Genomic DNA, 24,804 nt, shown 5'->3' on the forward strand with positions numbered 1-24,804 from the left:
TTTTTGGAAAGTTGATGCGCCAAATCTGGAAGTCCTTTCGAGCGCTTTATTTTGCCTCGTTGATGATGTTGATCGGCTCGGGTCTGCTGAGCACTTATCTGGCCCTGCGCCTGGCGGCCGATCAGGTCGACAGCCTGTGGGTCGGTGCGTTGATGGCCGCCAACTATTTCGGTCTGGTCCTGGGTGGCAAGATCGGCCACCGTCTGATCGGTCGTGTGGGCCATATTCGGGCCTATGCCACCTGTGCCGGTATCGTCGGTGCGGCAGTGCTCGGTCACGGCCTGATCAGCTGGTTGCCTGCGTGGCTGGTGCTGAGGGTCATCGTCGGTCTGGGCATGATGTGCCAGTACATGGTCATCGAGAGCTGGCTGAACGAACAGGCTGCCGCAAAGCAGCGCGGCATGGTCTTCAGCGGTTACATGATCGCATCCTATCTAGGCCTGGTGCTGGGGCAGCTTGTGCTGGTGGTTCACCCGCAACTGGGTCCTGAATTGCTGATGCTGGTAGCGTTGTGTTTCGCGCTGTGTCTGGTACCTGTCGCCATGACCCGGGCAATTCACCCGGCACCTTTGCATCCGGCTCCGCTGGAGCCGCGCTTTTTCATGAAGCGTGTGCCGCAGTCGCTGACGGCGGTGCTGGGCGCGGGGCTGATCATCGGCTCGTTCTATGGTCTGGCACCGGTCTACGCCGCGGAGCAGGGGCTGTCGACCGAGCAGGTCGGTCTGTTCATGGGATGCTGCATTCTGGCCGGGTTCCTGGTGCAGTGGCCCTTGGGCCTGCTGTCCGACCGCTATGACCGGTCCGTACTGATGCGCATCTTTGCCGCTGCACTGGTGATAGCGTCGTTGCCGCTGGCGGTGTTTCCCAGCGTTCCGGTGGAAGTATTGTTCGGTGTCGGTTTCCTGGCATCGCTGATGCAGTTCTGTCTTTATCCGCTGGCAGTGGCATTTGCCAATGACCACGTCGAGGCCGAACGCCGGGTATCACTCACGGCCATGCTGCTCATGACCTACGGTATCGGCGCGAGTATCGGTCCATTGGCGGCTGGCGTGGTGATGAAACTGTTTGGCGGCCATATGCTGTATGCGTTCGTCTGTGGTGCCGGGGTTATTCTGGTGCTGCTGATCAGACCCAAGGCCGTTACCCACTTGCACCAGGTCGAAAACGCACCGCTGCACCACGTTGCAATGCCGGACAGCATGTCCAGCTCGCCTCTGGTGGTTGCTCTTGACCCGCGCGTCGACGAACAGGTTGTGCAGGAGCAGATGCAGGCCACCGTCGAACCCGAGCCCGAAGTGGCGGATGAGGCAGAAAGCGAAGTTCATGCCTCTGCCGAGTCCGAGCCGGCTGCCAGCACAGCAACAGCGGAAGGTGAAGAGCACGAGCGCGAGCGTGAAAGCGAGACCTGGAAGGCGTGAACGTAGAGGAGGGGAGTCGCGCGTGATTGCGGCAGAACGCCGCAATCACCGTCAAGCAAAAGCGTGTGTCAGAAGTCGTCGTCTTTGTCGAAGCGACGCGCTTCGCGCTGCAACTGGTAAACAAAGCGTTCGACCTGACGTTGCACCAGTCCACTCATGTTATGGAAGCGCACGCCGGCAAAGGTGGTGTGGAATCTTTCTTCGAAGTGCAGATAGCGCAACTCGACTGGTGCCGTCATCGCGCCGAAGGGCAGCTTGGCGATAAAACGTTCGTATACCTGGCCCAGTTGCATGCGCTCGGACACATCGCCTTCAAAACGCAGCTTGCAGCCGGTGGCGGAAATATCCAGCAGTTTGCCGGTCAGAGGGGATTTCAGGCGGTCGCCGCCGATCTCGATATCGACCAGTTGCGCCAGCTTCAGCGCTGCACGGAAGGCGTTGCGCCGCTGGTGGTAAATCACTTCTTCGGGCATCGGGCCGCGGTACATGCGCTGGCCGTCGGTATCGACGATGTCCATGTGCGCCGAGCTTTCCCAGGCAATGCGCACGCCGTCGTGAAAGCCTTCGACGCGGAAAGATTCGCCGTTGCTCAGGAAGCGTTCGCCATCGCGGGGGATCATTTCGTCGAGGGCCATGACGTTGTTGTCACGGTCGACTTCAAGCAGGTAACTCTGAAAGCGCTGGGCGCGCTCATGGAAGGTAATGATCAGAGGATCATGACTCTCGAGTAGCAACCGCAGGTTAGCGGCAATTTCCAAAGGTGTATTGAGGACCTTCGGGGGCTGCGGAGCATCGTCCGCGCTTGAGCCATTCACGTTCTTACATCTCCAGGCAAAATACTACGGCAACGCAACAACAGGCATTCTGCCACTACGCACGAAACCTTGATACAGGAAGTTACGCCTGACTCAGAGGGCGTGGTTTTGCTCTAAGGGCAGTCGACCCGCGACTGTCGTAGAGTGTTGGCGTATCACCACCGTTCAGTATGCGAAGCTGGTGAGCGGTGCTGATCTGTTGCAACTGGATCAGACTACCATTCTGCTCGTTCAGCGTCTGGCATTCGTTGATCAATGCATTCAGTTCATCACCTGCCGCCAGCAGCTGCTCGCCGATATCCGACTGGCTGGCCAGTTGCTGGAGACCACTGCGATTGGCTGGCAGCCCCATGCCCGCAAGCACCTGGCTACGTTTGCGACCATGCTGGTCGAGAAGAATGACCAAGGCTTGCTTCTGCGCCAGCACTTGCTCCATCTCGCCCATGTCGCGGCCGTGAAGAATCAGTGCCTCGGCCTGCAACAATTCAAGAAGTTGCCGGGCCGACACCCTGTCATCAGTGATCATCTGCAGCAAAGTAGTGTCTTGCATCGCATGCTCTGGTTTTTAAGCGTCCAGAATATCCAGCGCCAGCCTTGGCTTAGCGTTGGGTTTCGAAATTCAACAGTTTGCTGGCGACACGGTTGCTGTCCACTGTGTAAGTACCGTCGGCAATGGCCTGTTTGAGCTCGGCAACGCGAGCGCTGTTGACGGTAGGCAGATCGGTCAGCTTGTCCGTGATTTTCTGCAACTGTTGAGCCTCACTGCTCAAGGAAAACGTTTCCCCGGTGCTTTTCACGCCTGCGGTGGCTGCAGGGGCTGGGGCATCGGTCTTGGCGGTGTCTTTACTGGCACTGGTACGTGCAGTACCGGTGACAGGCTGTGAGTTGTTAAGGCGACTGAAATCTATGACCATGATTGAAAAAACCTCTGGGTGTTTGGACGCTTGCCTTGTTTTCGGCCAACCCCGATTAAACTTTAGGCCGATTGTGAGAAAGCTTCCCAGTAGACGCTTTTCACCGTCGGGCATTCCCCGCAGTCTAAAAAAAACACACCCTTCGCGCCAGCATCAATGCATTACATAGCCACTTCCACCTGACCTGGGCCGGTGACGTTCGCTTTGATCACCCGCTGGGAATTAAGGTTTTTCACCCGTATCTGTTCGTTGAAACCTCCGTCGGACATCGCCTCGCCAGGCATGCGCACCGCCAGCGAACCGCTACGGGCGATGATCACCACCTGATCGCCCTTGTGAATCATTTGTGGTTGTTCCAGCGCCACCGGGGTAATGACCTGGTCGATGACCATTTGTCGGACAACCTTCTGACCGACTGCCTGATCGAGAGAGGCGAGGAATCCCTGACCCAGGCTGCTCACATCACGCTCACGAAGCGCGACGTCTTCTTCGGTGACGATGGCGTCGCGTTTCAGCGGGCGCATCACGGTTACTACGTTGCGATACAGCAGCACCTGGGCCGGCACGAACACTGTCCAGGGCGAAGAACCTTCACAGCGCACCCGCACCGTGACCCGTCCTACCGGACGCGGACTTTCCAGTGTGGCTGTCAAATCCTTGTCGCAAGCACCCATCCGCAAACGCGGGTCGAGCTGCTTGACCTGTATGTCATGACGTCCGTCAATCTGGTTGGTTGCCAAATAGTCTTCTACTGTGAACTCAAGAAACCCCTGGGTGACGCCGATAAGCTGTTCAGGCAGTGTGAAATTCTCGGCACGAGCGAGGCTCACCGTGCCGGAAAGGCACAGCAGGGCGATTGCGCACAGAAGCCTGCGGGTTTCTAATGCGAGGTGTCGAGAAATTGTCGTCTTAGCGTTCATGACGTAATAAATAGCAAAGCCCGTGCCGCTTGTTGATCCGGTGTCTGGGCGGCGGTCATTTTGGTAAGGGGGTTCGGCATGGCAGGTGTAATGGATTCGGTAAACCAGCGAACTCAGCTGGTGGGTCAGAATCGCCTGGAGCTGCTCTTGTTCCGTCTCGACGGCAAGCAGCTCTACGGGATCAATGTCTTCAAGGTAAAAGAAGTACTGCAATGCCCGAAACTCACCATCATGCCCAAGTCGAGCAAGATCGTTCGGGGTGTAGCCAATATTCGTGGCGGTACCATCCCGATCATGGATCTGGCGATGGCAACCGGTTCCACAGGCATGATTTCGCTGGTCAACTCCTTCGTCATCATCACCGAGTACAACACCAAGGTTCAGGGTTTTCTGGTGCATTCTGTCGAACGCATCGTCAATATGAACTGGGAAGAGATTCATCCACCACCCAAGGGCACCGGGCGCGATCATTACCTGACCGCCGTTACCCGGGTTGATAACCAGTTGGTGGAAATTATCGACGTCGAGAAAATTCTCGCTGAAGTTGCACCTATTTCCGAAGAAGTGTCGGTCGGTGTAATCGACTCCGAGGTGCACCACAAGGCAATATCCTTGCGCGTGCTGACAGTCGATGACTCATCGGTTGCGCGTAAGCAGGTGAGTCGTTGTCTGGAAACCGTCGGTGTGGAAGTGGTTGCCCTCAATGATGGCCGTCAGGCGCTGGATTACCTGCGCAAGATGGTCGAAGAGGGTAAAAAGCCTGAAGAAGAGTTCCTGATGATGATCTCCGACATTGAAATGCCGGAGATGGATGGCTATACCCTTACAGCTGCGATACGCAACGATCCGCGTATGCAGAAGATGCACATCACCTTGCATACCTCTCTGTCCGGGGTATTCAACCAGGCGATGGTCAAGAAAGTCGGCGCTGATGATTTTCTCGCGAAATTCCGGCCTGATGACCTTGCGGCCAGGGTTGTGGCGCGGATCAAGGCAGCAGAATAACCAGCCGGGGGCGTCGTCCCCGGTGATTCACATGATTTGAGAGGCGGCACCTTGTCTACGGGTAATTTGGATTTTGATCAGTTCCGGGTATTTCTGGAAAAAGCCTGTGGCATCTTGCTTGGGGAAAACAAGCAGTATCTGGTGTCCAGCCGCCTCAACAAATTGATGGAGCAGCAAAGCATCAAGTCGCTTGGCGAGTTGGTTCAGCGCATTCAGACCCAGCCGCGCAGTGGCTTGCGTGAGCAAGTGGTCGATGCAATGACTACCAATGAAACCTTGTGGTTTCGCGATACCTATCCGTTCGAAGTGCTGAAGAACAAAGTGTTGCCCGAGCAGATCAAGGCCAGCCCTGGTCAGCGACTGCGCATCTGGTCGGCGGCCTGTTCATCGGGCCAGGAACCGTACTCGCTGTCGATGTCCATCGATGAGTTCGAGCGTGCCAATCAGGGCCAGCTCAAGTCGGGCGTGCAGATTGTCGCCACTGATTTGTCAGGCGCAATGCTCAACAACTGCAAGACCGGCGAGTACGACAGCCTGGCCATCGGTCGCGGCTTGTCGCCGGATCGTCTGCAGCGTTTTTTTGACGTGAAGAGTCCGGGTCGCTGGGTCGTCAAGGCGCCGATCAAGAGCCGTGTGGAGTTTCGCTCGTTTAACCTGCTCGACAGCTACGCTGCGCTGGGCAAGTTCGATATCGTGTTCTGCCGCAACGTACTCATCTACTTCTCCGCTGAAGTGAAGAAAGACATCCTGCTGCGCATTCACGGCACGCTCAAGCCGGGCGGCTACCTGTTCCTGGGTGCTTCCGAAGCGCTTAACGGTTTGCCTGATCACTATCAGATGGTCCAATGCAGTCCGGGGATCATCTACAAGGCCAAATGATCCCTGCCTGGCGCTTGTTACCAAAGAGACCTTCGGGTCTCTTTTTTGTGTTCTGGATCTTATGGTGCTATTGCTGGCCTGACAGAGAATCGAATCGTCAGGAGATCGGTGATGCCACATAGCAATATTTCCAGAGCGCCGCGTCAGCGTCTGACCGAGCGCGTGTTACACGCCAAAACGGCAAAAAATCTGACCTGGGCCGGGCTCGCCGAAGGTACGGGGTTGAGCGTGGTCTATGTCACTGCCGCGCTGCTCGGCCAGCACCCGTTGCCGGAAGCGGTAGCCGAGGTGGTCGCCGAGCGTCTCGGGCTGGACAGGGAGGCGGTCATTGAACTGCAGACCATCCCCTTGCGCGGCAATGTGGAAGACGTCTCCAGTGATCCGACCATCTATCGTTTCCACGAAATGGTGCAGGTCTACGGCACTACGCTGAAGGCACTGGTGCACGAGCAGTTCGGTGACGGCATCATCAGTGCCATCAACTTCAAGCTGGACATCCGTAAGGTCGAAGATCCGGAGGGTGGCGAGCGAGCCGTGATAACCCTCGATGGAAAATTTCTGCCCTATAAACCGTTCTGAGAACGCTGACATGAGTGAGACCGGCATGAGTGATAAAGCAAGGCCCCCACTTCCGCCTTTTACCCTTGAAACGGCCATCCAGAAAGTCCGTGGTGCCGAGGATGGCTGGAACTCCCGGGATGCGGCGAAAGTCGCGCTGGCCTATACCGAAGACACGTATTGGCGTAACCGCAGCGAGTTCATCAACGGACGCGCAGAAGCCCAGGCGTTCCTTGAACGCAAGTGGCGCAAGGAACTGGATTACCGGTTGATCAAGGAGCTTTGGGCGTTTACCGATCATCGCATTGCCGTGCGTTATGCCTATGAGTGGCACGACGACTCGGGCAACTGGTTCCGCTCGTACGGTAATGAGAACTGGGAGTTCGCCGCGAACGGCCTGATGCAGCGACGCTTTGCCTGCATCAACGATTTGCCGATCGCCGAATCCGAACGTAAATACCATTGGCCCCTGGGACGCCGGCCAGATGACCATCCTGGTTTGAGTGAGCTTGGCCTTTGATAAAGGCTTCGTCAGTTGCCAAAGAGACCTGCGGGTCTCTTTTTTATTACGCGTCGATTGAGGCAATGATAGGGCGGTGCCGCTGCCAGGCGGCAAGCCGATACTGGCAAAAAAACGGCACCCGGCTTGCCGCTTTCCCCTTCGGCAGCGGAAATGCCTTGCCGCTTTTCTGGCATTGCCGCCTTGCTGGCATCTCCGGCCCCTGTAAACACTGGCTTTTGCAACATGGCACGTCGATTGCTTTGTCAGTAACAACAGAATCAGGTCAACCGGCAAAGGTTTCCCGAAATGAGCATCAGCTTCGATAAAGCGCTAGGCATACATGAAAAGGCTCTGAACTTCCGGGCTCAGCGTGCAGAGGTGTTGGCCAACAACATTTCCAACGCCGACACCCCGAACTTCAAGGCTCGTGATCTGGACTTCTCGTCGGTACTGGCTGCCGAAAACGACAAGGTCCAGAACGGTCACTTCGCGCTGAACAAGACCAACAGCCGCCATATCGAAGCCGAGGGCATGGGTAATGACGACGGGACGCTGATGTATCGCACTCCGTCGCAGCCTTCGCTGGACCAGAACACCGTCGATTCACAGGTCGAGCAGGCCAGCTACACCGAGAACGCCATGGGCTTTCAGGCCAGCTTCACATTGCTCAACAGCAAGTTCAAGGGGCTGGTTGCAGCCCTTCGCGGAGAATAATTCATGTCACTAGCCAATGTGTTCAACATTGCCGGTAGCGCCATGAGTGCCCAGACCACACGTCTGAACACTACGGCCAGTAACATCGCCAACGCCGAGACCGTGTCTTCGAGCATGGACCAGACATATCGCGCCCGTCACCCGGTGTTTGCCACCGTGATGCAGGGTCAGCAGTCGACCGGTGGCTCGCTGTTCCAGGACCAGGGCGAAGCGGGGCAGGGCGTTCAGGTCAACGGCATCATCGAAGACAGTTCCAACCTCGAAGCGCGTTACGAGCCCAATCATCCTTCCGCTGACAAGGACGGGTATGTCTATTACCCCAACGTCAATGTCGTGGAAGAAATGGCCGACATGATTTCTGCCAGCCGGTCTTTCCAGACCAACGCTGAAATCATGAACACCGCTAAATCCATGATGCAGAAGGTTCTGACCCTCGGTCAGTGATAGAAGGCGAACGTTATGGCCGATAACACCACAGCAAGCAGCGTCTCATCGACGTTTTTGAACACGCTGCAGAATCCGACGCCGACCGCGACGAATTCGACGGGCACGCTGGGCAAGGACGCGTTCCTGCAGCTGCTCGTGACGCAGATGAAGAACCAGAACCCGCTGGATCCACAGGACAACACTCAGTTCGTGGCCCAATTGGCGCAGTTCAGCAGCCTTGAAAGCATGCAGAACCTGACGTCGACGGTTGACACGATTGCAACCAGTTACAAGTCGTCCCAGGCGTTGCAGGCATCGTCGCTGGTGGGTCGCTCGGTGATCATCGACTCGAGTTCCACCACCGTCGATACCGCCAAAGGCATGACCGGTTCGATCGTTGTTCCAAGCGCCACTTCGCTGACGACCGTCAAGGTTTACGACGCGCAGTCGAACCTGGTCGACTCTGTCGATCTGGGTGCTCAGAAGGCCGGCACCACCAGCTTCACGTGGGACGGCACGGACAGCGACGGCACGGCGCTCGCGTCGGGCAACTATACCTTCAAGGCTGAAGGCACGGTTGACGGCAAGAACACACAGTTTTCGACTTACCTGCCCGCCACGGTCAACAGTGTCACGTTGGGTGTGAATGGTGCGGAAACAATGCTCAACCTGGCCAGCGGCAGTGTTGCCCTGTCCAAAGTTCAAACCATCGGATTGTAGAGCCTACCAGGCGCAGGAGTGAAACATGTCTTTCAATATCGGCCTTAGTGGGCTCTATGCTGCAAACAAAAGCCTCGACGTTACCGGCAACAACATTGCCAACGTTGCGACCACCGGTTTCAAATCGTCGCGGGCGGAATTCGCCGACCAGTATGCCCAGTCGATTCGCGGCACATCCGGTCAGACCAACGTCGGCAGTGGCGTGACAACTGCTGCGGTCTCCCAGCAGTTCTCCCAGGGCAACCTGACTACCGGCACAGCCAACAGCCTGGACCTTGCCATCAACGGCAACGGTTTCTTCATGCTCAGCAATAACGGCGAAAAGCTCTATACCCGTGCCGGTGCATTCCACACTGACAAGGAAGGCTATGTCGTCAACAGCGGCGGCATGAAGTTGCAGGGTTACAACGTTGATGCCAACGGCAGTGTGGTGACCGGTGCATTGAGTGACTTGCGTGTGGACTCGTCCAACCTTGAGCCCAAGGCGACTTCTTCCATCACTAACGTCGCCAACCTGAACTCGACGACTGCGTTGCCGTCCCTCACCACGTTCGACGCGACGGACACCAAGTCTTACAACATGAAGTACAGCACGCCGACCTACGACACTCAGGGTAATGCACATACGCTGGATCAGTATTTCGTCAAGACCGGCACCAACACGTGGTCCATGTACTCGCTGATGGACGGTCGCAGCATTTCCGACCCCGCCACCACTACGGCAGACAAGAACGACCTGACGTTCGATTCCTCGGGCAATCTGGTGGTTACAGCGCCGGGTGCTGTGCCGACCGACAGCGCGAACATCAAGTTCAACACTGACGGCACCTTTACCGTCGCCAACTGGGTGCCGGGTGTGCAGACCGGTACGGGTACCACCACCAGTTGGGTTTCCAACGGTGCAACCGGTGCAGCGTCCATCAAGCTGAACATGGCCGGTATCACCCAGACCGCCTCGGTGTCGGGTCTGATCAGTCAGGATCAGGACGGTTACGCGACCGGGCAACTGAGCGCCATGAGTGTGGACGCGACCGGCAATCTCTTCGCGACCTACACCAACGGCAAATCCCAGGTGATCGGGCAGACCTCGCTGACCAACTTCGCCAACGTTCAGGGTCTGGCGCAGGCGGGCGGCACCAACTGGCGTGAAACCTTTGCCTCGGGCGTACCGGTCAGCGGCACACCACAGTCGGGCACACTGGGTTACATCACCGGTCAGGCACTGGAGGAATCCAACGTCGACCTGACCATGGAGCTGGTCAACCTGATCAAGGCGCAGAGCAACTATCAGGCAAACGCCAAGACAATCTCTACGCAAAGCACCATCATGCAGACCACTATCCAGATGACTTGATAGGGTAACGCGTTGAATAAAGCCCCTTTTCGAAGGGGCTTTTTTATGGCTATTTTTTATACCGTGATAACGCCTTTGCAGGGATTAAAGTTACGGAAAGTTCGGTCAATGTACTTGGATATCTCCTACGCACGATGATGTGAGAATCAAAACTCCTCTATAAGTTGCCCTTTGCGGCAAAGGAGTTCTCATGTCGTTCAATACTGCGATCAGCGGCATTCATGCCGCTAACAAAAGGCTGGAGGTGGCCGGTAATAATATTGTCAACTCAGGCACCCTCGGGTTCAAGTCATCGCGCGCGCAGTTCTCGGCACTCTATTCGGCCAGTCAGTTGGGCAGTGGTCGCAATGCAACAGGTGACGGTGTGCGTCTTGCAGCCACGCAGCAGAACTTCAATCAGGGCGAGAGCATGACCACGTCGGGCAATCCGCTGGACATGCGAATTCAGGGCAATGGCTTTTTTGTGGTGAGTGACGGCGGATCCCTTGCCTATACCCGTGCCGGGGCGTTCCTCAAGGATGCCGCCAATTTTGTCGTCGACAGCGAGGGTGGCCGCTTGCAGGGCTACGCTGCAAACGAGCAGGGCGAGATCAAGCGGGGGCTGCGTACCGACTTGCAGATTGACACCTCGAATGTTTCGGCCAGAGCCACAACGCGGGTTGCCGAAAATATAAATCTGGACGCGTCGCTGCCCTCGCTTGCCCGATTGCCGGTCTTCGATGCGGCCGATCCTGCGACCTACACGCGGGTCATCGGCCGTACCATTCAGGACGCCGGCTCTGGAGCAGGGGCCACTGCTGTGCCTGCTGCCGATCATGAGCTCAAGCAGTATTTCGTCAAGACCGGCGACACCCAGTGGTCCATGTATGTACTGGTCGATGGGCGCAATCCGGTGGACCCGAACAGTGTGGCACCGTTGCACGTCACGCTTGAGCAAAGACCCGACGGGTCGCTGTTGTACAGCGGCAACAGCCAGCATCTTCGCAAGATCTCGGACACCGAGTTCGCCCTGCAGGGCTGGCGCCCGGCTGAGCAGGTCGATGGTGCCTGGGGCGCTAATGGAGCGGCCAGTGGCGGTGCGGTGTCGCTGCCGCTGAACGATGGCCCGATCAGCATGCTCGACCCCGGCGATGCCGTGATGGATCGCCCGGTGCCGGCGTTTGATCCGTCGGACCTCAAGACCTACAGCGATATGTTTGCCAATGCGATTTTCGACAGTCAGGGCAATCAGCACGAGCTGAAACAGTATTTCGTCAAGGATGGCACCAACAGCTGGCGCATCCATGCACTGATTGATGGTCGCAACCCGCAGATACCTGATTCCACCGATCCGCTGACGGCAAACATCGTGTTTGATTCTGGTGGCTGGGTACAGTCGTTGACCGGCGGCCCAGGTTTTGCGAGTACCCATGACAGGGGTCTGCAGCTGACCGGCTGGACACCGGCCATGCCTGCCGAGCGGGTCGCCGGTCCGGAGCAGTGGGTGTCCAACGGTGCGGCTGGCAGTGCCAGGGGCATCACGATCGACTTCACCAACCTGCTTCAGCACAACGCCGCCAGTTCGCGTTCTTCGACTCATGTGGATGGTCATGCAGCGGGGCAGTTGAGCAGCTTGAGTGTGGGGCGCGACGGCATCTTGCGGGCCGGGTTTACCAACGGCATGAACAAGAATATCGGTCAGGTGATACTCGCCGGCTTCGCCAATCCGCAAGGGCTGCAGGCTCGCAGTGATACGCGCTGGACCGAATCGGCCGAGTCAGGCGTTGCCGACTATGATGTGCCGGGTGTCGGCACGCTGGGCAACCTCATCGGTGACGGGCTGGAGGGCTCCAATGTTGTCCTGGCCGATGAATTGATTGCCCTGATCCAGGCGCAGACAGCCTATCAGGCCAACTCCAAGGCGATATCGACAGAGGCGACGGTGATGCAGACGCTGATTCAGTCGACCTGATCAGATTGAGCAGTCGGATTTGATGAAGTGACCTTTCAGTCGTGTCCAGCCAGGCCCCGGGCTGGTCTGGGCGCAGACAATCCGGCTGTCGCCCTGCCATTTGTAATAGTGGGCGGGGGCGGCGTTGGAAAGGAGGGTAATGCTCATCAGGCTCGCGCTCGCGATGCCGACAATGCATGCACGAAGAAGCATGACGGTTCCCTTTGAGGATGATGGTGTCGGCAAGATTATCACTGTCGCGCCAGTTGTCAGGGCCAGTCGATGAAGTTTTTTTGGCGGTGCTCCCTGCTCGATGATCCGCAGGCGGCAGTCCTCCGCCGCTATTGAATGGCACTTTGCCCGAAGGCGATCTCCGAGGCCCGGTTTTTACTGGTTAATCAAGCATTTGTATCGAGCCTGACAAGTTGGTTCAAAAATTGCTTTATCCCTTTCAGAACAGCTACAGGCGGCAAGCGTCTGTCGGAGGAGGAAGACTGTGGACAAGTTGCTTTACGTCGCAATGAGCGGTGCATCCGAAAACGCGATCGCGCAGAAGGCTCACGCCAACAACCTGGCAAACGTCTCGACCAACGGTTTCATGCGTGACCTTGAACAGGCCCGCTCGATGCCGGTGTTTGGCGAGGTCATGCCGTCGCGTGCCTACGCGATGAGTGAACGTCCGGGCACTGACTTTTCCGCGGGTGCCATGGTCGAGACCGGCCGTGAACTGGACATCGCCGTCAAGGGCGACGGCTGGATTGCGGTGCAGACTCCCGACGGTGGTGAAGCCTACACCCGCAGTTCCGGCATGAACATCGACGCCCTCGGCGTGCTGCGTGACGGCAGTGGTTTGCCGGTAATGGGCAACGGCGGTCCGATTGCCGTGCCGCCTCAGCAGCAGATCGAGATCGGTGCCGACGGCACCATCAGCATTCGTTCGCTGGGCGAGAGCCCGCAGGTGATGGCGCAGGTCGACCGTATCAAGCTGGTCCGGCCTGACCTCAAGACCATGGAGAAGGGCCCCGATGGCTTGATCCACACCAAGAGTGGCCGGCCTGCCGACGCAGACGCCACCGTTCAGGTCGAGTCCGGCTTTCTGCAGGCGAGCAACGTCAATGCGGTCGAGGAAATGACCTCGGTACTGGCCTTGTCCCGTCAATTCGAATTGCACGTCAAGATGATGAAGACCGCCGAAGAAGACGACCAGTCGATGGCGCGCGTCTTGCAACTTGGCTAATCAATGACAGCTTGCGCCGACAAACCGGCGCTTGAGGAGAACACACATGCTTCCTGCACTATACGTCGCCAAAACCGGCCTTGCCGCTCAGGACACCAACCTGACCACCATCTCCAACAACCTGGCGAACGTTTCGACCACAGGTTTCAAGAGTGACCGCGCCGAGTTCCAGGACTTGCTCTACCAGATCAAACGCCAGCCGGGTGCTCAGTCCACTCAGGACAGCGAGCTGCCATCCGGCCTGCAACTGGGTACCGGTGTGCGCATTGTCGGTACGCAGAAGAACTTCACTGCCGGTAGCCTGCAGACCACCAACAACCCGCTGGACCTGGCGGTCAATGGTCGCGGTTTTTTCCAGGTGACCCAGCCGGACGGTACTGTGGCCTATAGCCGTGACGGTACATTCCACCTGGATGCCAACGGCCAGATCGTGACTGCCAACGGTTATGCCCTCGAGCCTGCGATTGTCGTTCCACAGAACGCCCAGACCTTCACGGTCGGCCAGGACGGTACTGTTTCCGTCACGCTGGCAGGCGCGACCGCTACACCGCAGATCATCGGCAACATTCAAACCGCCGACTTCATCAACCCGGCCGGCCTGCAGGCAATCGGCGGCAACCTTTATCTGGAAACCGGTTCGAGCGGCGCGCCGCAGATCGGTACGCCAGGCCTCAACGGTCTGGGCCCGACCCTGCAGAACACGCTGGAGAACTCCAACGTCAGCACCGTTGAGGAACTGGTCAACATGATCACCACCCAGCGCGCTTACGAGATGAACTCCAAAGTGATCTCGACCGCCGACCAGATGCTGCAAAACCTGACTCAGAACCTGTAAGTGCTTGATGTTGTCGCTCGTAGAACTGCTCAATCCGATGGGGCGCCTGATAAGCGCCTGTTACACCGCGAGGTTTCAAGTGTCATGAACCGCCTTAGTGTTCCGCGTTTTTCAGTGTTGATCGCTTCATTGTGCGGGATCACCCTGCTGTCTGGTTGCGTTGCGCCGACGGCCAAGCCCAATGACCCTTATTACGCTCCGGTGTTGCCGCGTACACCCATGTCGGCGGCGGCCAACAATGGCGCGATCTATCAGGCCGGTTTCGAGCAGAACCTGTACGGCGACCGCAAGGCTTTCCGTATCGGCGACATCATCACGATCACGCTTTCCGAGCGTATGGCGGCCAGCAAGGCGGCCACCTCGGCAATGACCAAGGACAGCACCAACAGCATCGGTCTGACCTCGTTGTTCGGTTCGGGTCTGACCACCAACAACCCGATTGGCGGTAACGATCTGAGCCTCAACGCGGGCTATAACGGTGCCCGTACGACCAAGGGCGACGGCAAGGCCGCACAGAGCAACAGCCTGACCGGCTCGGTTACGGTGACCGTGGCGGATGTATTGCCCAACGGCATTCTGGCGGTGCGAGGCGAGAAGTGGATGACCCTCAACACCGGTGACGAGCTGGTGCGGATTGCCGGACTGGTCCGGGCCGACGACATTGCCACCGACAACACCGTGTCTTCCACCCGTATTGCCGATGCACGTATTACCTATTCGGGGACCGGAGCCTTTGCCGATACCAGCCAGCCAGGCTGGTTCGACCGGTTCTTCCTCAGCCCGTTGTTCCCTTTCTGATAGCGGGATAGACATGATCAAGCTCAAGCAACTGATAGCGGCGACCTTGTTGTTGTCCACAGCGTTCGGTGTTCACGCCGAGCGTCTGAAGGACATCGCAAGCATCTCCGGCGTGCGGGCCAACCAGTTGATCGGTTACGGTCTGGTCGTGGGTCTTAATGGTACAGGTGACCAGACCACCCAGACCCCGTTTACCCTGCAGACCTTCAACAACATGCTTTCGCAGTTCGGCATCAAGGTGCCGGCAGGTTCCGGCACGGTCCAGCTGAAAAACGTCGCGGCGGTTGCTGTGTATGCGGATCTGCCTGCATTCGCCAAGCCGGGCCAGGTGGTCGATATCACCGTGTCCTCGATTGGTAACTCCAAGAGCCTGCGTGGCGGCTCGTTGCTGATGACCCCGCTCAAAGGTGTCGACGGTAACGTCTACGCAATCGCTCAGGGCAACCTGGTCGTGGGCGGTTTCGACGCCGAAGGCCGCGACGGTTCGAAAATCACCGTCAACGTCCCGTCGTCGGGCCGCATTCCCGGTGGTGCTTCGGTTGAGCGTGCGGTGCCGAGCGGTTTCAACCAGGGCAACACCCTGACGCTGAACCTGAATCGCTCTGATTTCACCACTGCCAAGCGGGTAGTGGACAAGATCAATGACATGCTTGGCCCTGGCGTCGCTCAGGCGCTGGACGGTGGCTCCGTACGAGTGACTGCGCCGCTTGATCCGAGCCAGCGCGTGGACTACCTGTCGATCCTGGAAAACCTGGAAATCGATCCGGGCCAGACCGCCGCCAAAGTCATCATCAATTCGCGGACCGGCACCATCGTCATCGGCCAGAACGTGAAGGTTTCGCCTGCCGCAGTCACCCACGGCAGCCTGACCGTGACCATCACCGAAGACCCGATTGTCAGTCAGCCGGGCGCATTGTCCGGCGGTCAGACCGCGGTAGTGCCTCGCTCACGGGTCAACGCCCAGCAGGAGCTGCACCCGATGTTCAAGTTCGGCCCGGGCACCACGCTGGATGAGATTGTTCGTGCGGTCAATCAGGTGGGCGCTGCGCCCGGTGACCTGATGGCTATCCTCGAAGCCCTGAAGCAGGCCGGTGCGTTGCAAGCCGACCTGATCGTGATCTGAGGAATCGAGCATGGATATGCCCAAGAGCGGGATTTCGTCGGCGGTGGACTCGGGTGCGTACACCGACGTCAACCGTCTGGCGTCGCTGAAGCACGGCGACAAGGACAGTGTGGAAAACCAGAAGAAGGTGGCCCGCGAGTTCGAGTCGCTGTTCGTCAGCCAGATGCTCAAGGCCATGCGCTCGGCCAACGAAGTGCTGGCCAAGGACAACCCGATGAACACCCCGGCGACGCGGCAGTATCAGGACATGTATGACCAGCAATTGGCGGTCACCCTGTCCACCCGTGGCAACGGTATCGGTCTGCAGGACGTGTTGATGCGCCAATTGTCGAAAGACAAGGGCATTCAGCATGCAGCGTCGACCGACACAGCAGCCACGGCTGCTACCACTGCCGATGCGACGCCGGCGAAAACCGGGCTGGCAACCAGTGTCTACCAGCGTCCGTTGTGGGCTACGCGCTCGGCGGCGGCCGATCAGGCAGCGGCTGCCGCTTCGGCGTCCGGAGAGGGGCGCAATGACATGGCGTTGCTTAACGCGCGTCGCCTGTCGTTGCCCGCCAAACTCACCGACCGGTTGCTGGCTGGCATCGTGCCTTCCGCCACCGCAGCCGTCAGCAACAGCCCTGTGCCTGCCCGCGCCACGGCCAGTGCAACCGGCAACAACGGTGACTGGACGCTTGATCCGAACCTGGCTCCTGCGCCCGAATACGTGCGCTCGATGGCCCAGCCACCGCTGGCACCCGCCAAGCGTGCGTTCAGCAACGCCGACCAGTTCGTCGAAACCATGCTGCCGCTGGCCAAGGAAGCCGCTGCACGCATCGGCGTCGACCCGGTCATGCTGGTGGCGCAGGCTGCACTGGAAACCGGCTGGGGCAAATCGATCATGCGTCAGCAGGATGGCAGCAGCAGTCACAACCTGTTCGGTATCAAGGCGGCAGGTAGCTGGAAAGGCGCTGAAGCGCGGGCCATTACCAGCGAGTTCCGCGACGGCAAGATGGTCAAGGAAACCGCAGACTTCCGGTCTTACGATTCCTATGCCGACAGCTTCCATGACCTGGTCAGTCTGTTGCAGAACAACAATCGGTATAAAGAAGTGGTCAATTCGGCCGATAAACCGGAACAGTTTGTAAAAGAATTGCAGAAGGCCGGTTACGCCACTGACCCGGACTATGCCAGCAAGATTTCGCAGATCGCGAAGCAGATGAAGAGTTACCAGACTTACGCTGCTGCATCGGGCTCTTCCACGACTTTATAAGGTTTTGACTCATGTCGCTGATTTCAATTGGGCTCTCAGGTATCAATGCCAGCAGTGCCGCGATCAATACCATCGGTAATAACACGGCTAACGTGGATACCGCCGGTTACTCGCGTCAGCAGGTAATGACCACGGCGTCGGCACAGATCAATATCGGTCTGGGTGTCGGTTACATCGGCACCGGGACCACGCTGTCCGACGTGCGTCGGATCTACAACAGCTACCTTGATGCCCAATTGCAATCCAGCACCGCCCTGAGTGCCGACGCGGTCGCGTATTCGGGTCAGGCGAGCAAGACCGACACGTTGCTGTCGGACAGTGCCACCGGCGTTTCCGTACAGTTGGCGGATTTTTTCACCAAGATGCAGGGTATTGCCACCAACGCCACGCAGTCGTCTGATCGCTCGGCATTCCTGACCCAGGCCTCGGCGTTGAGTTCGCGTTTCAATTCGGTTGCCTCGCAGCTGTCGTCGCAGAACGATAACGTCAATGCTCAGCTGACCACGTTCACCAAGCAGGTCAATGAACTGACCACAACGCTGGCGAGCCTCAACAAACAGATCACTCAGGCGGGCGCAGGCAATACGTCGCCCAACTCGCTGCTCGATTCGCGCAATGAGGCTGTTCGCCAGCTCAACGGGCTGGTGGGCGTCAAAGTAGTCGAGAACAACGGCAACTACGACGTCTATACCGGTACTGGCCAATCGCTGGTAAGCGGCGGCACGTCGTACTCCATGTCCGCCACGCCAAGTCCGACCGACCCGCTGCAATACAACGTGCAGATCGCTTACGGTCAGACCCAGACCGACGTGACCTCGGTGATCACCGGTGGCTCGATTGGCGGTCTGCTGCGCTACCGCTCCGATGTGCTGGTGCCAGCGACCAATCAGCTTGGCCGTGCGGCCATGGTGCTGGCCGATCAGGTCAACAGCCAGATGAGCCAGGGCATCGACAGCAAGGGCAACTTCGGTTCCAGCCTGTACGCCAATATCAACAGTGCCGACGCCATTTCACAGCGCAGCACCGGCAAGACCACCAATAGCCTGGGTTCCGGCAACCTGAACGTGAGCATCGGCGACACCAGCAAGCTGACTGCCGATGACTACGAAGTGACGTTCAGCGACGCTTCCAACTTCACGGTGCGCCGCCTGCCCAATGGCGAAAGTCTCGGCACCGGTGCCCTGACCGACAATCCGCCGAAGCAGTTCGACGGCTTCAGCGTCAGCCTCAACGGCAACACGCTGGCGGCCGGTGACGTCTTCAAGGTCACACCGACACGCAACGGTGCCTCGGGCATTGCCGTGGTGCTGACCGATCCCAAGGACATCGCAGCGGCTGCTCCGCTGACGGCAACCGCAGGGGCGAGCAACTCCGGTACGGGCGGTTTCACTCAGCCAGTGCTGAGCACCAAGTCCGATATCTATGACAGCGTCCAGACCTCGGACCTGCGCAATGCCATCAAGGACTCTGCGCCGATGAAGCTGGTGATGGGCGCAGTCGGCAGCGGCGGTGTGCAGAGCTATACGCTGATCAATGCCAGCGGCGCTGCCGTGCTCGACAAAAACGGCAACGCAGTGGGCGGTACGATCGTTCAGGGCCAGAGCAACGCGATAAAGCTGAGCATTGGCTACACCGATACCACCACCACGCCGAGCTCTCAGACAGCGTTCGAAGTCGAGATGACACTTTCGGGTTCGCCGGTCGTCAACGACACGTTCAGCATCGGCCTGACGGGTGCGGGCTCTTCCGATAACCGCAATGCGCTGGCTGTGGTGGGCTTGCAGACGGCCAAGACCGTCGGTGTCACCAACGGCGGGGTGGGCACCAGCCTGTCCGGTGCTTATGCCGATCTGGTCTCTGTGGTCGGTACGCTGGCGGGTCAGAGCAAGAGTGATGTGACTGCCACTGCTGCGGTCGTTGCGCAGGCCAAGTCTGCCCGTGACTCGGTCTCGGGTGTGTCGCTCGATGAAGAAGCGGCCAACCTGATCAAGTACCAGCAGTACTACACCGCCTCTTCGCAGATCATCAAGGCGGCCCAAACCATTTTCAGCACGCTGATCAACAGTCTTTAAGGAGTCGTGAACCATGCGTATCTCAACTACCCAGTTCTACGAAGCCACGAACGCCAATTATCAGCGCAGCTATTCGAATGTCCTGAAAACCAGCGAAGAAGTTTCCAGCGGTATCAAGCTCAACACTGCCAGCGATGACCCGGTAGGGGCTGCACGCGTGCTGCAACTGGCTCAGCAGAACTCGATGCTGACCCAGTACGCGTCGAATATCGGCACGATCAATACCAACATCGTCAACTCCGAGACTGCGTTGACCAGCATCATCGATACGATGCAGGCCGCCCGCGAAACAATCGTGTCGGCAGGCAACGGTGCCTACACCGACGCCGACCGTCTGGCCAAGGCCAGCGAGCTCAAGCAGTATCAGAGCCAGATTCTCGGCTTGATGAACAGCCAGGATGCCAACGGCCAGTATATTTTCGCCGGTTCCAAGTCGTCGGCACCGCCATACTCGATGAATGCCGATGGCTCTTACAGCTATAGCGGTGATCAGACCAGCGTCAACCTGGCAATCGGCGACGGCCTGGTGCTGCCGAGCAACACCACAGGTTATGAAGCGTTCGAGCAGGCGCTGAACACGACCCGCACGTCCTCGAAGCTGACGTCGCCTGCAACGGACGATGGCAAGGTCGGTCTGACCGGCGGTCTGGTCAAGTCGACCAGCACTTACAATTCCAGCTATCAGGCTGGCGAACCGTACACCATGACGTTCCTCAGCGGCACGCAGTTCAAGATTACCGATGCCACCGGAACCGATGTCACCACCGACGCGTCATCTGCCGGTAAATTCAGCTATGGCTCGTTCAGCGATCAGACCTTCACCTTCAGGGGTGTCGAGCTGACCATGAACATCAACCTGTCGGCCGCCGAGTCTGCTAGCGACGCAACGGCCAGTGCTGCACTGACCAATCGCAGCTACGAGCTGGCCTCGACGCCGGACACGGTCTCGACTTCGCGCAGCCCGGGCAACACCTCGGCTGCGACCGTCAGCAGCTCGGCAGTCGGTGATACCGCCGCCGACCGGACCGCCTTCAACAATACCTTCCCGGCCAACGGGGCGATTCTCAAGTTCACCAGTGCCACCGACTATGAGTTGTATGCATCTCCCCTGACCAGCAGTAGCAAGCCGGTGTCGAGCGGCACGCTGAGCGGCTCGACTGCCAATGCCTCGGGTGTCAATTTTACGGTCAGTGGCACGCCTGCAGCCGGTGACCAGTTTGTGGTGGAGTCCGGCACGCACCAGACCGAGAACATCCTCAATACGCTGACGGCAGCCATCAAGGCACTGTCGACACCGACAGATGGCAATCTGGTTGCTTCACAGAAGCTCGATTCTGCATTGACGTCTGCATTGGGCAACCTTTCCAGCAGTATCGATCAGGCGTCCACGGCCCGTTCCAATGGTGGTGCGCGTCAGTTGGCGGCCACCGCGCAAGGGACGACCAACGAGTTGCTCAAGGGCAATAACACCACTGAACAAGGCACCTATGTGAACGCCGATATCGTCGAGGCCACCACTCGACTGACCTTGCAAAAGACCATGCTTGATGCATCCCAGCAAGTGTTCACCATGCTGTCCAAGTTGAACCTGTTCAGTCAGCTTTGAAACTGACGTTGAGCATCCACCGTCTTTTTTCAGCGGTGAGGGGAGCCACTCGACTGGCTGGTTCCCCGCCGCTCGCGAGTCTGCAATAGTGAATTCAGTTCCCCTCGTCAGTATCGTCATTCCCGCCTTCAATTCCCGGTTCTTCCGCACCGCGCTGCAAAGCGCACTGAATCAGGTTTACGACAATCTGGAAATCATCGTCTGCGACGATTGCCCCGGTGATGAAATCCGGGCAATTTTCGATGAACTGGTGCCAGCTTCCAGCGACCGTGCCCGTTACCTGCGCAATCCCCGGCGGCTGGGATTTCAAGGCAACCTGCTGAAGGGCCTGGAAGAAGCGCAGGGCGACTACATCAAGTTCCTGTGCGACGACGACCGTCTCTTTCCGTACTTCATTGCTCATCAGGCGGACGTTCTGCACGCCTATGAAGATGTGAGTCTGGTGGTTGGTCGACGGCATCTGGTCGATATCGATGATTACGTCTTGCCGCCCCGCATGGAGAACGTCGGGCTTGTGCCGTATGACGCCTTGTTCAAAGGCGAGGACATGCTGGCGATCTTCGAGCGCACGCCGCGCAATTACCTGGGGGGCTTCAGCGCTGCGCTGATGCGCAGGTCCAATGTTCTGGAGTACCTGCCATCAATTGCCCAGCCGGGGCAGGGTTTTGTCGCGCTGCTGGATTTCACGCTGTTCATTTGCCTGCTGCGACGGGGCAATCTGGTTGCGCTGCACACCATCGAGAACGTCGAGCGGGAGCATCCCGGCCGTTTCAGCAGTTCGCCGGAGATAGCTCAGAAGGCGACCACCGAGTGGGCGTGGCTGAACGAAATGCTCAAGGCGCGTAGCGGTGAACAGGCACCGGCGCAGGGCTGGGTACGCTTTCTGCCGTTGCGCAAGGCGCTGGAGCAGCCCCGTGAGTGGGATGAGGTTGGCCTGTACGGGGTAATGGCCAGTCGCCAAGGCATTATGAACAGCCGGGTGGGCAGCAAGAGCGCAAGCTATGCCGAGCTTTACACCGAGTGGTTGTCGTGTCGGGAGTTCTCCGCGCCACAGAAAAAGCTGAATGAAAACCGCATCGCACACTGGACATGGCAACCGCGCATTGTTCCGGTGATTATCGACCCGTCAGGAGACGCTGCGGGACTGGACATCACGTTACGCAGTATTGCCGAGCAGGATTACGCGGCCGACTCAGTGGTTGTGCTGACCAATGCCAGTGTCGACGAGCCTCAGGTGCTGCGTTTTCCGTTGCAGGCAGACTGGACGCGACAGCTCAACGAAATACTGCCGCTGCTGGAAAACGCCGACTGGGTCTATCTGTTGCGTGCCGGGGATCGGCTGACTCAGCCGGCACTGCTGGTGCTGGCCGAGCGTATCGCTCAGAGCACGGGCCTGTTGTGCATTTACAGCGATGAAGGCGCGCTGGTCGATGAACAATCAAAAGAACCGATCTTCAAGCCGGACTTCAACCTGGACCTGATGCGTGCCTACCCTTATGTGGGCCGCACGCTGGCTTTCGAGCGCCGTCATCTGCTCGATGCAGGTGGCTTCGATCCGCTCCACGGTGAGCTGGCCCCTCATGATTTCATCTGGCGTCTGGTCGAAGGTGTCGGGCCGCAGACGATCGAGCACATTGCCGAGGTTCAGGTGGAGTCGACCCTGACCTTTGCCGAATGGCTTTCGCTGCCTCGGGTGATCGAGCACAACGAGTCAGTCGTGTCGGCTCACCTCACGCGCATTGGCCGGGAACATGTCATCCACCATGACCAATTGCCGCTGCTGAACCGGATCGAGTATGTGCATGCGGGCAGCCCGCTGGTGTCGGTGATCATTACCACCCGGGATCAACTGGCGGCACTGGAACGCTGTGTCGACAGCCTGCTCAGCAATACGTCCTATCCTCATTACGAGGTGCTGATCGTCGACAATGCCAGCGAGAGTGCTGATGCACGCGCCTGGTTTACAGCGATGGGCGAGCTGGGCAGCGACAAGCTGCGGATCTATTCCCTGAGCGAGCCGGTCAGTGAAGCCCGCGCGCAGAATCTCGCTGCCGGGCACGCCAACGGCGACTATCTGGTGATGCTCAGCCCGCACGCGGTGCTGCATCAGGCGGACTGGCTGCAAGGCATGCTCAATCACGCTCAACGTCCGGAAGTGGGTATCGTCGGCCCGCGAATCGTCAACCCGCAGGGCAACATTCTGTATGCCGGCATGGTGATGGGCATGGAAGGCCTGGCCGGTCGTCCTTTCTTCAATTTTTCGGCAGGTGCCAGCAGTTACATGCAGCGCCTGCAGTTGACGCAGAACTGGAGTGCGGTCAGCGGCAATTGTCTGATGGTCCGCAAGGACGTATTCGACAGTGTGGGCGAGATGGAAGCGGCGACGTTCACGCAGGGGCTTCAGGACCTTGACCTGTGCATGAGGGTCGGGCGTGAGGGCTATCTGATTGTGGGCACGCCTGATTCTTCGCTGGTATTGGCCGAACCTGCGGCTGCCGAGCGCTCCGCGGCGTCCCGTGAGGCGCTGGATAACGATCAGAAGTCGTTCTACCAGAAGTGGCTACCGAAAATCGCCCGGGATCCGGCCTACAACCCCAACCTGAACCTCAACGAGCCGCTGTCTTTCGACCTTGACCCCGGTTTGCTGGTGGGCTGGAATCCGTTCTGCACCCGTCATCTGCCTTCCATATTTGGCATGATGGTCAATTCCTCGGCAGTGGGCCACTATCGCGTCAGCCAGCCGTTGCTGGAGTTGATGGCCGCCGGGCGAGTCGTAGGCCGCATGACCTACGAATCTGTTTCACCGGTCGAGGTGGAACGTGTTTCTCCGGATGTCATAGTCTTTCAGGGGCGCTACACCGAGCCCAAGGTCAAGGACATCGTTCTGGCAAAGAATTATTCGAATGCCATGCGCATCTTCGAACTGGATGACTATATCGCCGATGTGCCCGAGCGAAACGAGCACCGGCGCAACATGCCCGACAATATTGCTGCGATGCTGCGCAAGGGCATAGGCCTGTGTGATCGTGTGGTGGTGTCCACCCAGCCACTCGCCCAGGCGCTGTCGAGCATGCACAGTGACATTCGTGTGGTGCCGAACATGCTCGCGACCCACTTGTGGAGCAGCCTGAAAAGTCAGCGTCGCAGCTCTGGCAAGCCCCGTATCGGCTGGGGTGGCGGGACCAGTCACCGGGGCGATCTGGAGCTGATTGTCGATGTAGTGCGCGAGCTGGCCGATGAAGTCGAGTGGGTGTTCTTCGGCATGTGCCCTGACTTGCTCAAGCCCTATATCCACGAATTTCACACCGGCGTCAGCCTGCAGACCTATCCTGCCAAACTGGCCAGCCTGAATCTGGACCTGGCCCTTGCGCCGCTGGAATTTCATATCTTCAATGACTGCAAGAGCAATCTGCGTCTGCTGGAGTATGGCGCGTGCGGCTACCCGGTTATCTGTTCGGACACCGAAGCGTACCGGGGTCATCTACCGGCTACCCGGGTTTACACCAACAGCTCCGAAGAATGGTTGCAGGCGATCCGTATGCACCTCTCCGATCCCGATGCGAGCTACCGTATGGGGGACGAATTGCGCGAGACGGTGTTGCGCGATTTCATGTTGCGCGGGGAAAACCTGCAGTATTGGGCCAACGGCTGGTTGCCCGACTGATCCGGCTTGTTTTAATTCGCCCCGGCGAGCCAATGGCCGGGGCTGTCCTGTTTGCTGGT

Annotated in this window: 23 protein-coding genes; 18 read left to right on the plus strand and 5 right to left on the minus strand. The window is 58.5% G+C overall.

What is annotated here, in order from left to right:
• The first annotated feature begins 14 nt into the window (after positions 1-14).
• Positions 15-1,418, plus strand: coding sequence for an MFS transporter (locus ALO80_RS19485; protein ID WP_055010179.1), 1,404 nt, complete (start codon positions 15-17; stop codon positions 1,416-1,418).
• A gap of 68 nt (positions 1,419-1,486) precedes the next feature.
• Here the strand turns inward: ALO80_RS19485 and ALO80_RS19490 are convergent, their stop codons facing one another.
• The 4 genes from ALO80_RS19490 to flgA all read right to left on the minus strand — a co-directional run bounded on the left by ALO80_RS19490 (position 1,487) and on the right by flgA (position 4,067).
• Positions 1,487-2,233, minus strand: coding sequence for a flagellar brake protein (locus ALO80_RS19490; RefSeq protein ID WP_055010180.1), 747 nt, complete (start codon positions 2,231-2,233; stop codon positions 1,487-1,489).
• Positions 2,234-2,315: 82 nt separating this feature from the next.
• On the minus strand, positions 2,316-2,783 hold the full coding sequence (locus tag ALO80_RS19495) for a flagella synthesis protein FlgN (protein WP_055010181.1): 468 nt from the start codon (positions 2,781-2,783) through the stop codon (positions 2,316-2,318).
• Between the two features lie 49 nt (positions 2,784-2,832).
• Positions 2,833-3,147, minus strand: coding sequence for a flagellar biosynthesis anti-sigma factor FlgM (gene flgM / locus ALO80_RS19500; protein WP_055010182.1), 315 nt, complete (start codon positions 3,145-3,147; stop codon positions 2,833-2,835).
• A gap of 161 nt (positions 3,148-3,308) precedes the next feature.
• Positions 3,309-4,067: a flagellar basal body P-ring formation chaperone FlgA gene (flgA, locus tag ALO80_RS19505; RefSeq protein WP_055010183.1), complete on the minus strand. Its 759-nt coding sequence runs from the start codon at positions 4,065-4,067 to the stop codon at positions 3,309-3,311.
• Positions 4,068-4,145: 78 nt separating this feature from the next.
• Here flgA and ALO80_RS19510 point away from each other — a divergent pair, with 78 nt between their 5' ends.
• The 9 genes from ALO80_RS19510 (at position 4,146) to ALO80_RS19550 (ending at position 12,176) form a co-directional block, all read left to right on the plus strand.
• The gene (locus ALO80_RS19510; protein ID WP_055010184.1) at positions 4,146-5,072 is read left to right on the plus strand and encodes a chemotaxis protein CheV; all 927 of its coding nucleotides are present in this window, start codon (positions 4,146-4,148) and stop codon (positions 5,070-5,072) included.
• A 51-nt stretch (positions 5,073-5,123) separates the two neighbouring features.
• The gene (gene cheR, locus ALO80_RS19515) at positions 5,124-5,951 is read left to right on the plus strand and encodes a protein-glutamate O-methyltransferase CheR (protein ID WP_055010185.1); all 828 of its coding nucleotides are present in this window, start codon (positions 5,124-5,126) and stop codon (positions 5,949-5,951) included.
• Positions 5,952-6,062: 111 nt separating this feature from the next.
• Positions 6,063-6,530 (plus strand): cyanase, encoded by a 468-nt coding sequence (gene cynS, locus ALO80_RS19520; RefSeq protein WP_055010186.1) that lies wholly within the window; start codon positions 6,063-6,065, stop codon positions 6,528-6,530.
• A gap of 25 nt (positions 6,531-6,555) precedes the next feature.
• Positions 6,556-7,029 carry a nuclear transport factor 2 family protein gene (locus ALO80_RS19525; protein WP_055010187.1) on the plus strand — a complete coding sequence of 158 codons (474 nt, stop codon included), beginning with the start codon at positions 6,556-6,558 and terminating at the stop codon, positions 7,027-7,029.
• 288 nt (positions 7,030-7,317) lie between these two features.
• Positions 7,318-7,725, plus strand: a complete 408-nt coding sequence (gene flgB, locus ALO80_RS19530) for a flagellar basal body rod protein FlgB (RefSeq protein ID WP_003370068.1) — start codon at positions 7,318-7,320, stop codon at positions 7,723-7,725.
• Positions 7,726-7,728: 3 nt separating this feature from the next.
• Positions 7,729-8,169 (plus strand): flagellar basal body rod protein FlgC, encoded by a 441-nt coding sequence (gene flgC / locus ALO80_RS19535; protein ID WP_002554316.1) that lies wholly within the window; start codon positions 7,729-7,731, stop codon positions 8,167-8,169.
• A gap of 15 nt (positions 8,170-8,184) precedes the next feature.
• Positions 8,185-8,871 (plus strand): flagellar hook assembly protein FlgD, encoded by a 687-nt coding sequence (flgD, locus tag ALO80_RS19540; protein ID WP_055010188.1) that lies wholly within the window; start codon positions 8,185-8,187, stop codon positions 8,869-8,871.
• 25 nt (positions 8,872-8,896) lie between these two features.
• Positions 8,897-10,225: a flagellar hook protein FlgE gene (gene flgE, locus ALO80_RS19545; RefSeq protein ID WP_055010189.1), complete on the plus strand. Its 1,329-nt coding sequence runs from the start codon at positions 8,897-8,899 to the stop codon at positions 10,223-10,225.
• A 190-nt stretch (positions 10,226-10,415) separates the two neighbouring features.
• The gene (locus ALO80_RS19550; RefSeq protein ID WP_055010190.1) at positions 10,416-12,176 is read left to right on the plus strand and encodes a flagellar hook-basal body complex protein; all 1,761 of its coding nucleotides are present in this window, start codon (positions 10,416-10,418) and stop codon (positions 12,174-12,176) included.
• Here ALO80_RS19550 and ALO80_RS19555 read toward each other — a convergent pair whose 3' ends face one another.
• Positions 12,177-12,368: a hypothetical protein gene (locus tag ALO80_RS19555; protein ID WP_055010191.1), complete on the minus strand. Its 192-nt coding sequence runs from the start codon at positions 12,366-12,368 to the stop codon at positions 12,177-12,179. It abuts the gene before it with no gap.
• Positions 12,369-12,651: 283 nt separating this feature from the next.
• Between ALO80_RS19555 and ALO80_RS19560 the strand changes: the two genes are divergently transcribed.
• The 8 genes from ALO80_RS19560 to ALO80_RS19595 all read left to right on the plus strand — a co-directional run bounded on the left by ALO80_RS19560 (position 12,652) and on the right by ALO80_RS19595 (position 24,745).
• A complete protein-coding gene (locus ALO80_RS19560) occupies positions 12,652-13,392 on the plus strand; it encodes a flagellar basal body rod protein FlgF (RefSeq protein ID WP_054986826.1) in 741 nt (246 codons plus the stop codon).
• A 46-nt stretch (positions 13,393-13,438) separates the two neighbouring features.
• On the plus strand, positions 13,439-14,227 hold the full coding sequence (gene flgG, locus ALO80_RS19565) for a flagellar basal-body rod protein FlgG (protein ID WP_002554310.1): 789 nt from the start codon (positions 13,439-13,441) through the stop codon (positions 14,225-14,227).
• Positions 14,228-14,311: 84 nt separating this feature from the next.
• Positions 14,312-15,025: a flagellar basal body L-ring protein FlgH gene (gene flgH / locus ALO80_RS19570; protein ID WP_003370084.1), complete on the plus strand. Its 714-nt coding sequence runs from the start codon at positions 14,312-14,314 to the stop codon at positions 15,023-15,025.
• Positions 15,026-15,038: 13 nt separating this feature from the next.
• Positions 15,039-16,148, plus strand: a complete 1,110-nt coding sequence (locus tag ALO80_RS19575; protein WP_055010192.1) for a flagellar basal body P-ring protein FlgI — start codon at positions 15,039-15,041, stop codon at positions 16,146-16,148.
• A gap of 10 nt (positions 16,149-16,158) precedes the next feature.
• The gene (flgJ, locus tag ALO80_RS19580) at positions 16,159-17,403 is read left to right on the plus strand and encodes a flagellar assembly peptidoglycan hydrolase FlgJ (protein ID WP_055010193.1); all 1,245 of its coding nucleotides are present in this window, start codon (positions 16,159-16,161) and stop codon (positions 17,401-17,403) included.
• A gap of 11 nt (positions 17,404-17,414) precedes the next feature.
• Complete coding sequence (gene flgK, locus ALO80_RS19585; protein WP_055010194.1) at positions 17,415-19,475, plus strand: flagellar hook-associated protein FlgK; 2,061 nt, start codon at positions 17,415-17,417, stop codon at positions 19,473-19,475.
• Positions 19,476-19,488: 13 nt separating this feature from the next.
• Positions 19,489-21,081, plus strand: coding sequence for a flagellar hook-associated protein 3 (locus ALO80_RS19590; protein ID WP_055010195.1), 1,593 nt, complete (start codon positions 19,489-19,491; stop codon positions 21,079-21,081).
• An 88-nt stretch (positions 21,082-21,169) separates the two neighbouring features.
• Positions 21,170-24,745: a glycosyltransferase gene (locus tag ALO80_RS19595; protein WP_055010196.1), complete on the plus strand. Its 3,576-nt coding sequence runs from the start codon at positions 21,170-21,172 to the stop codon at positions 24,743-24,745.
• Positions 24,746-24,804 lie beyond the last annotated feature (59 nt).

The organism is Pseudomonas caricapapayae (genome assembly GCF_001400735.1).
Lineage (GTDB): Bacteria > Pseudomonadota > Gammaproteobacteria > Pseudomonadales > Pseudomonadaceae > Aquipseudomonas > Aquipseudomonas caricapapayae.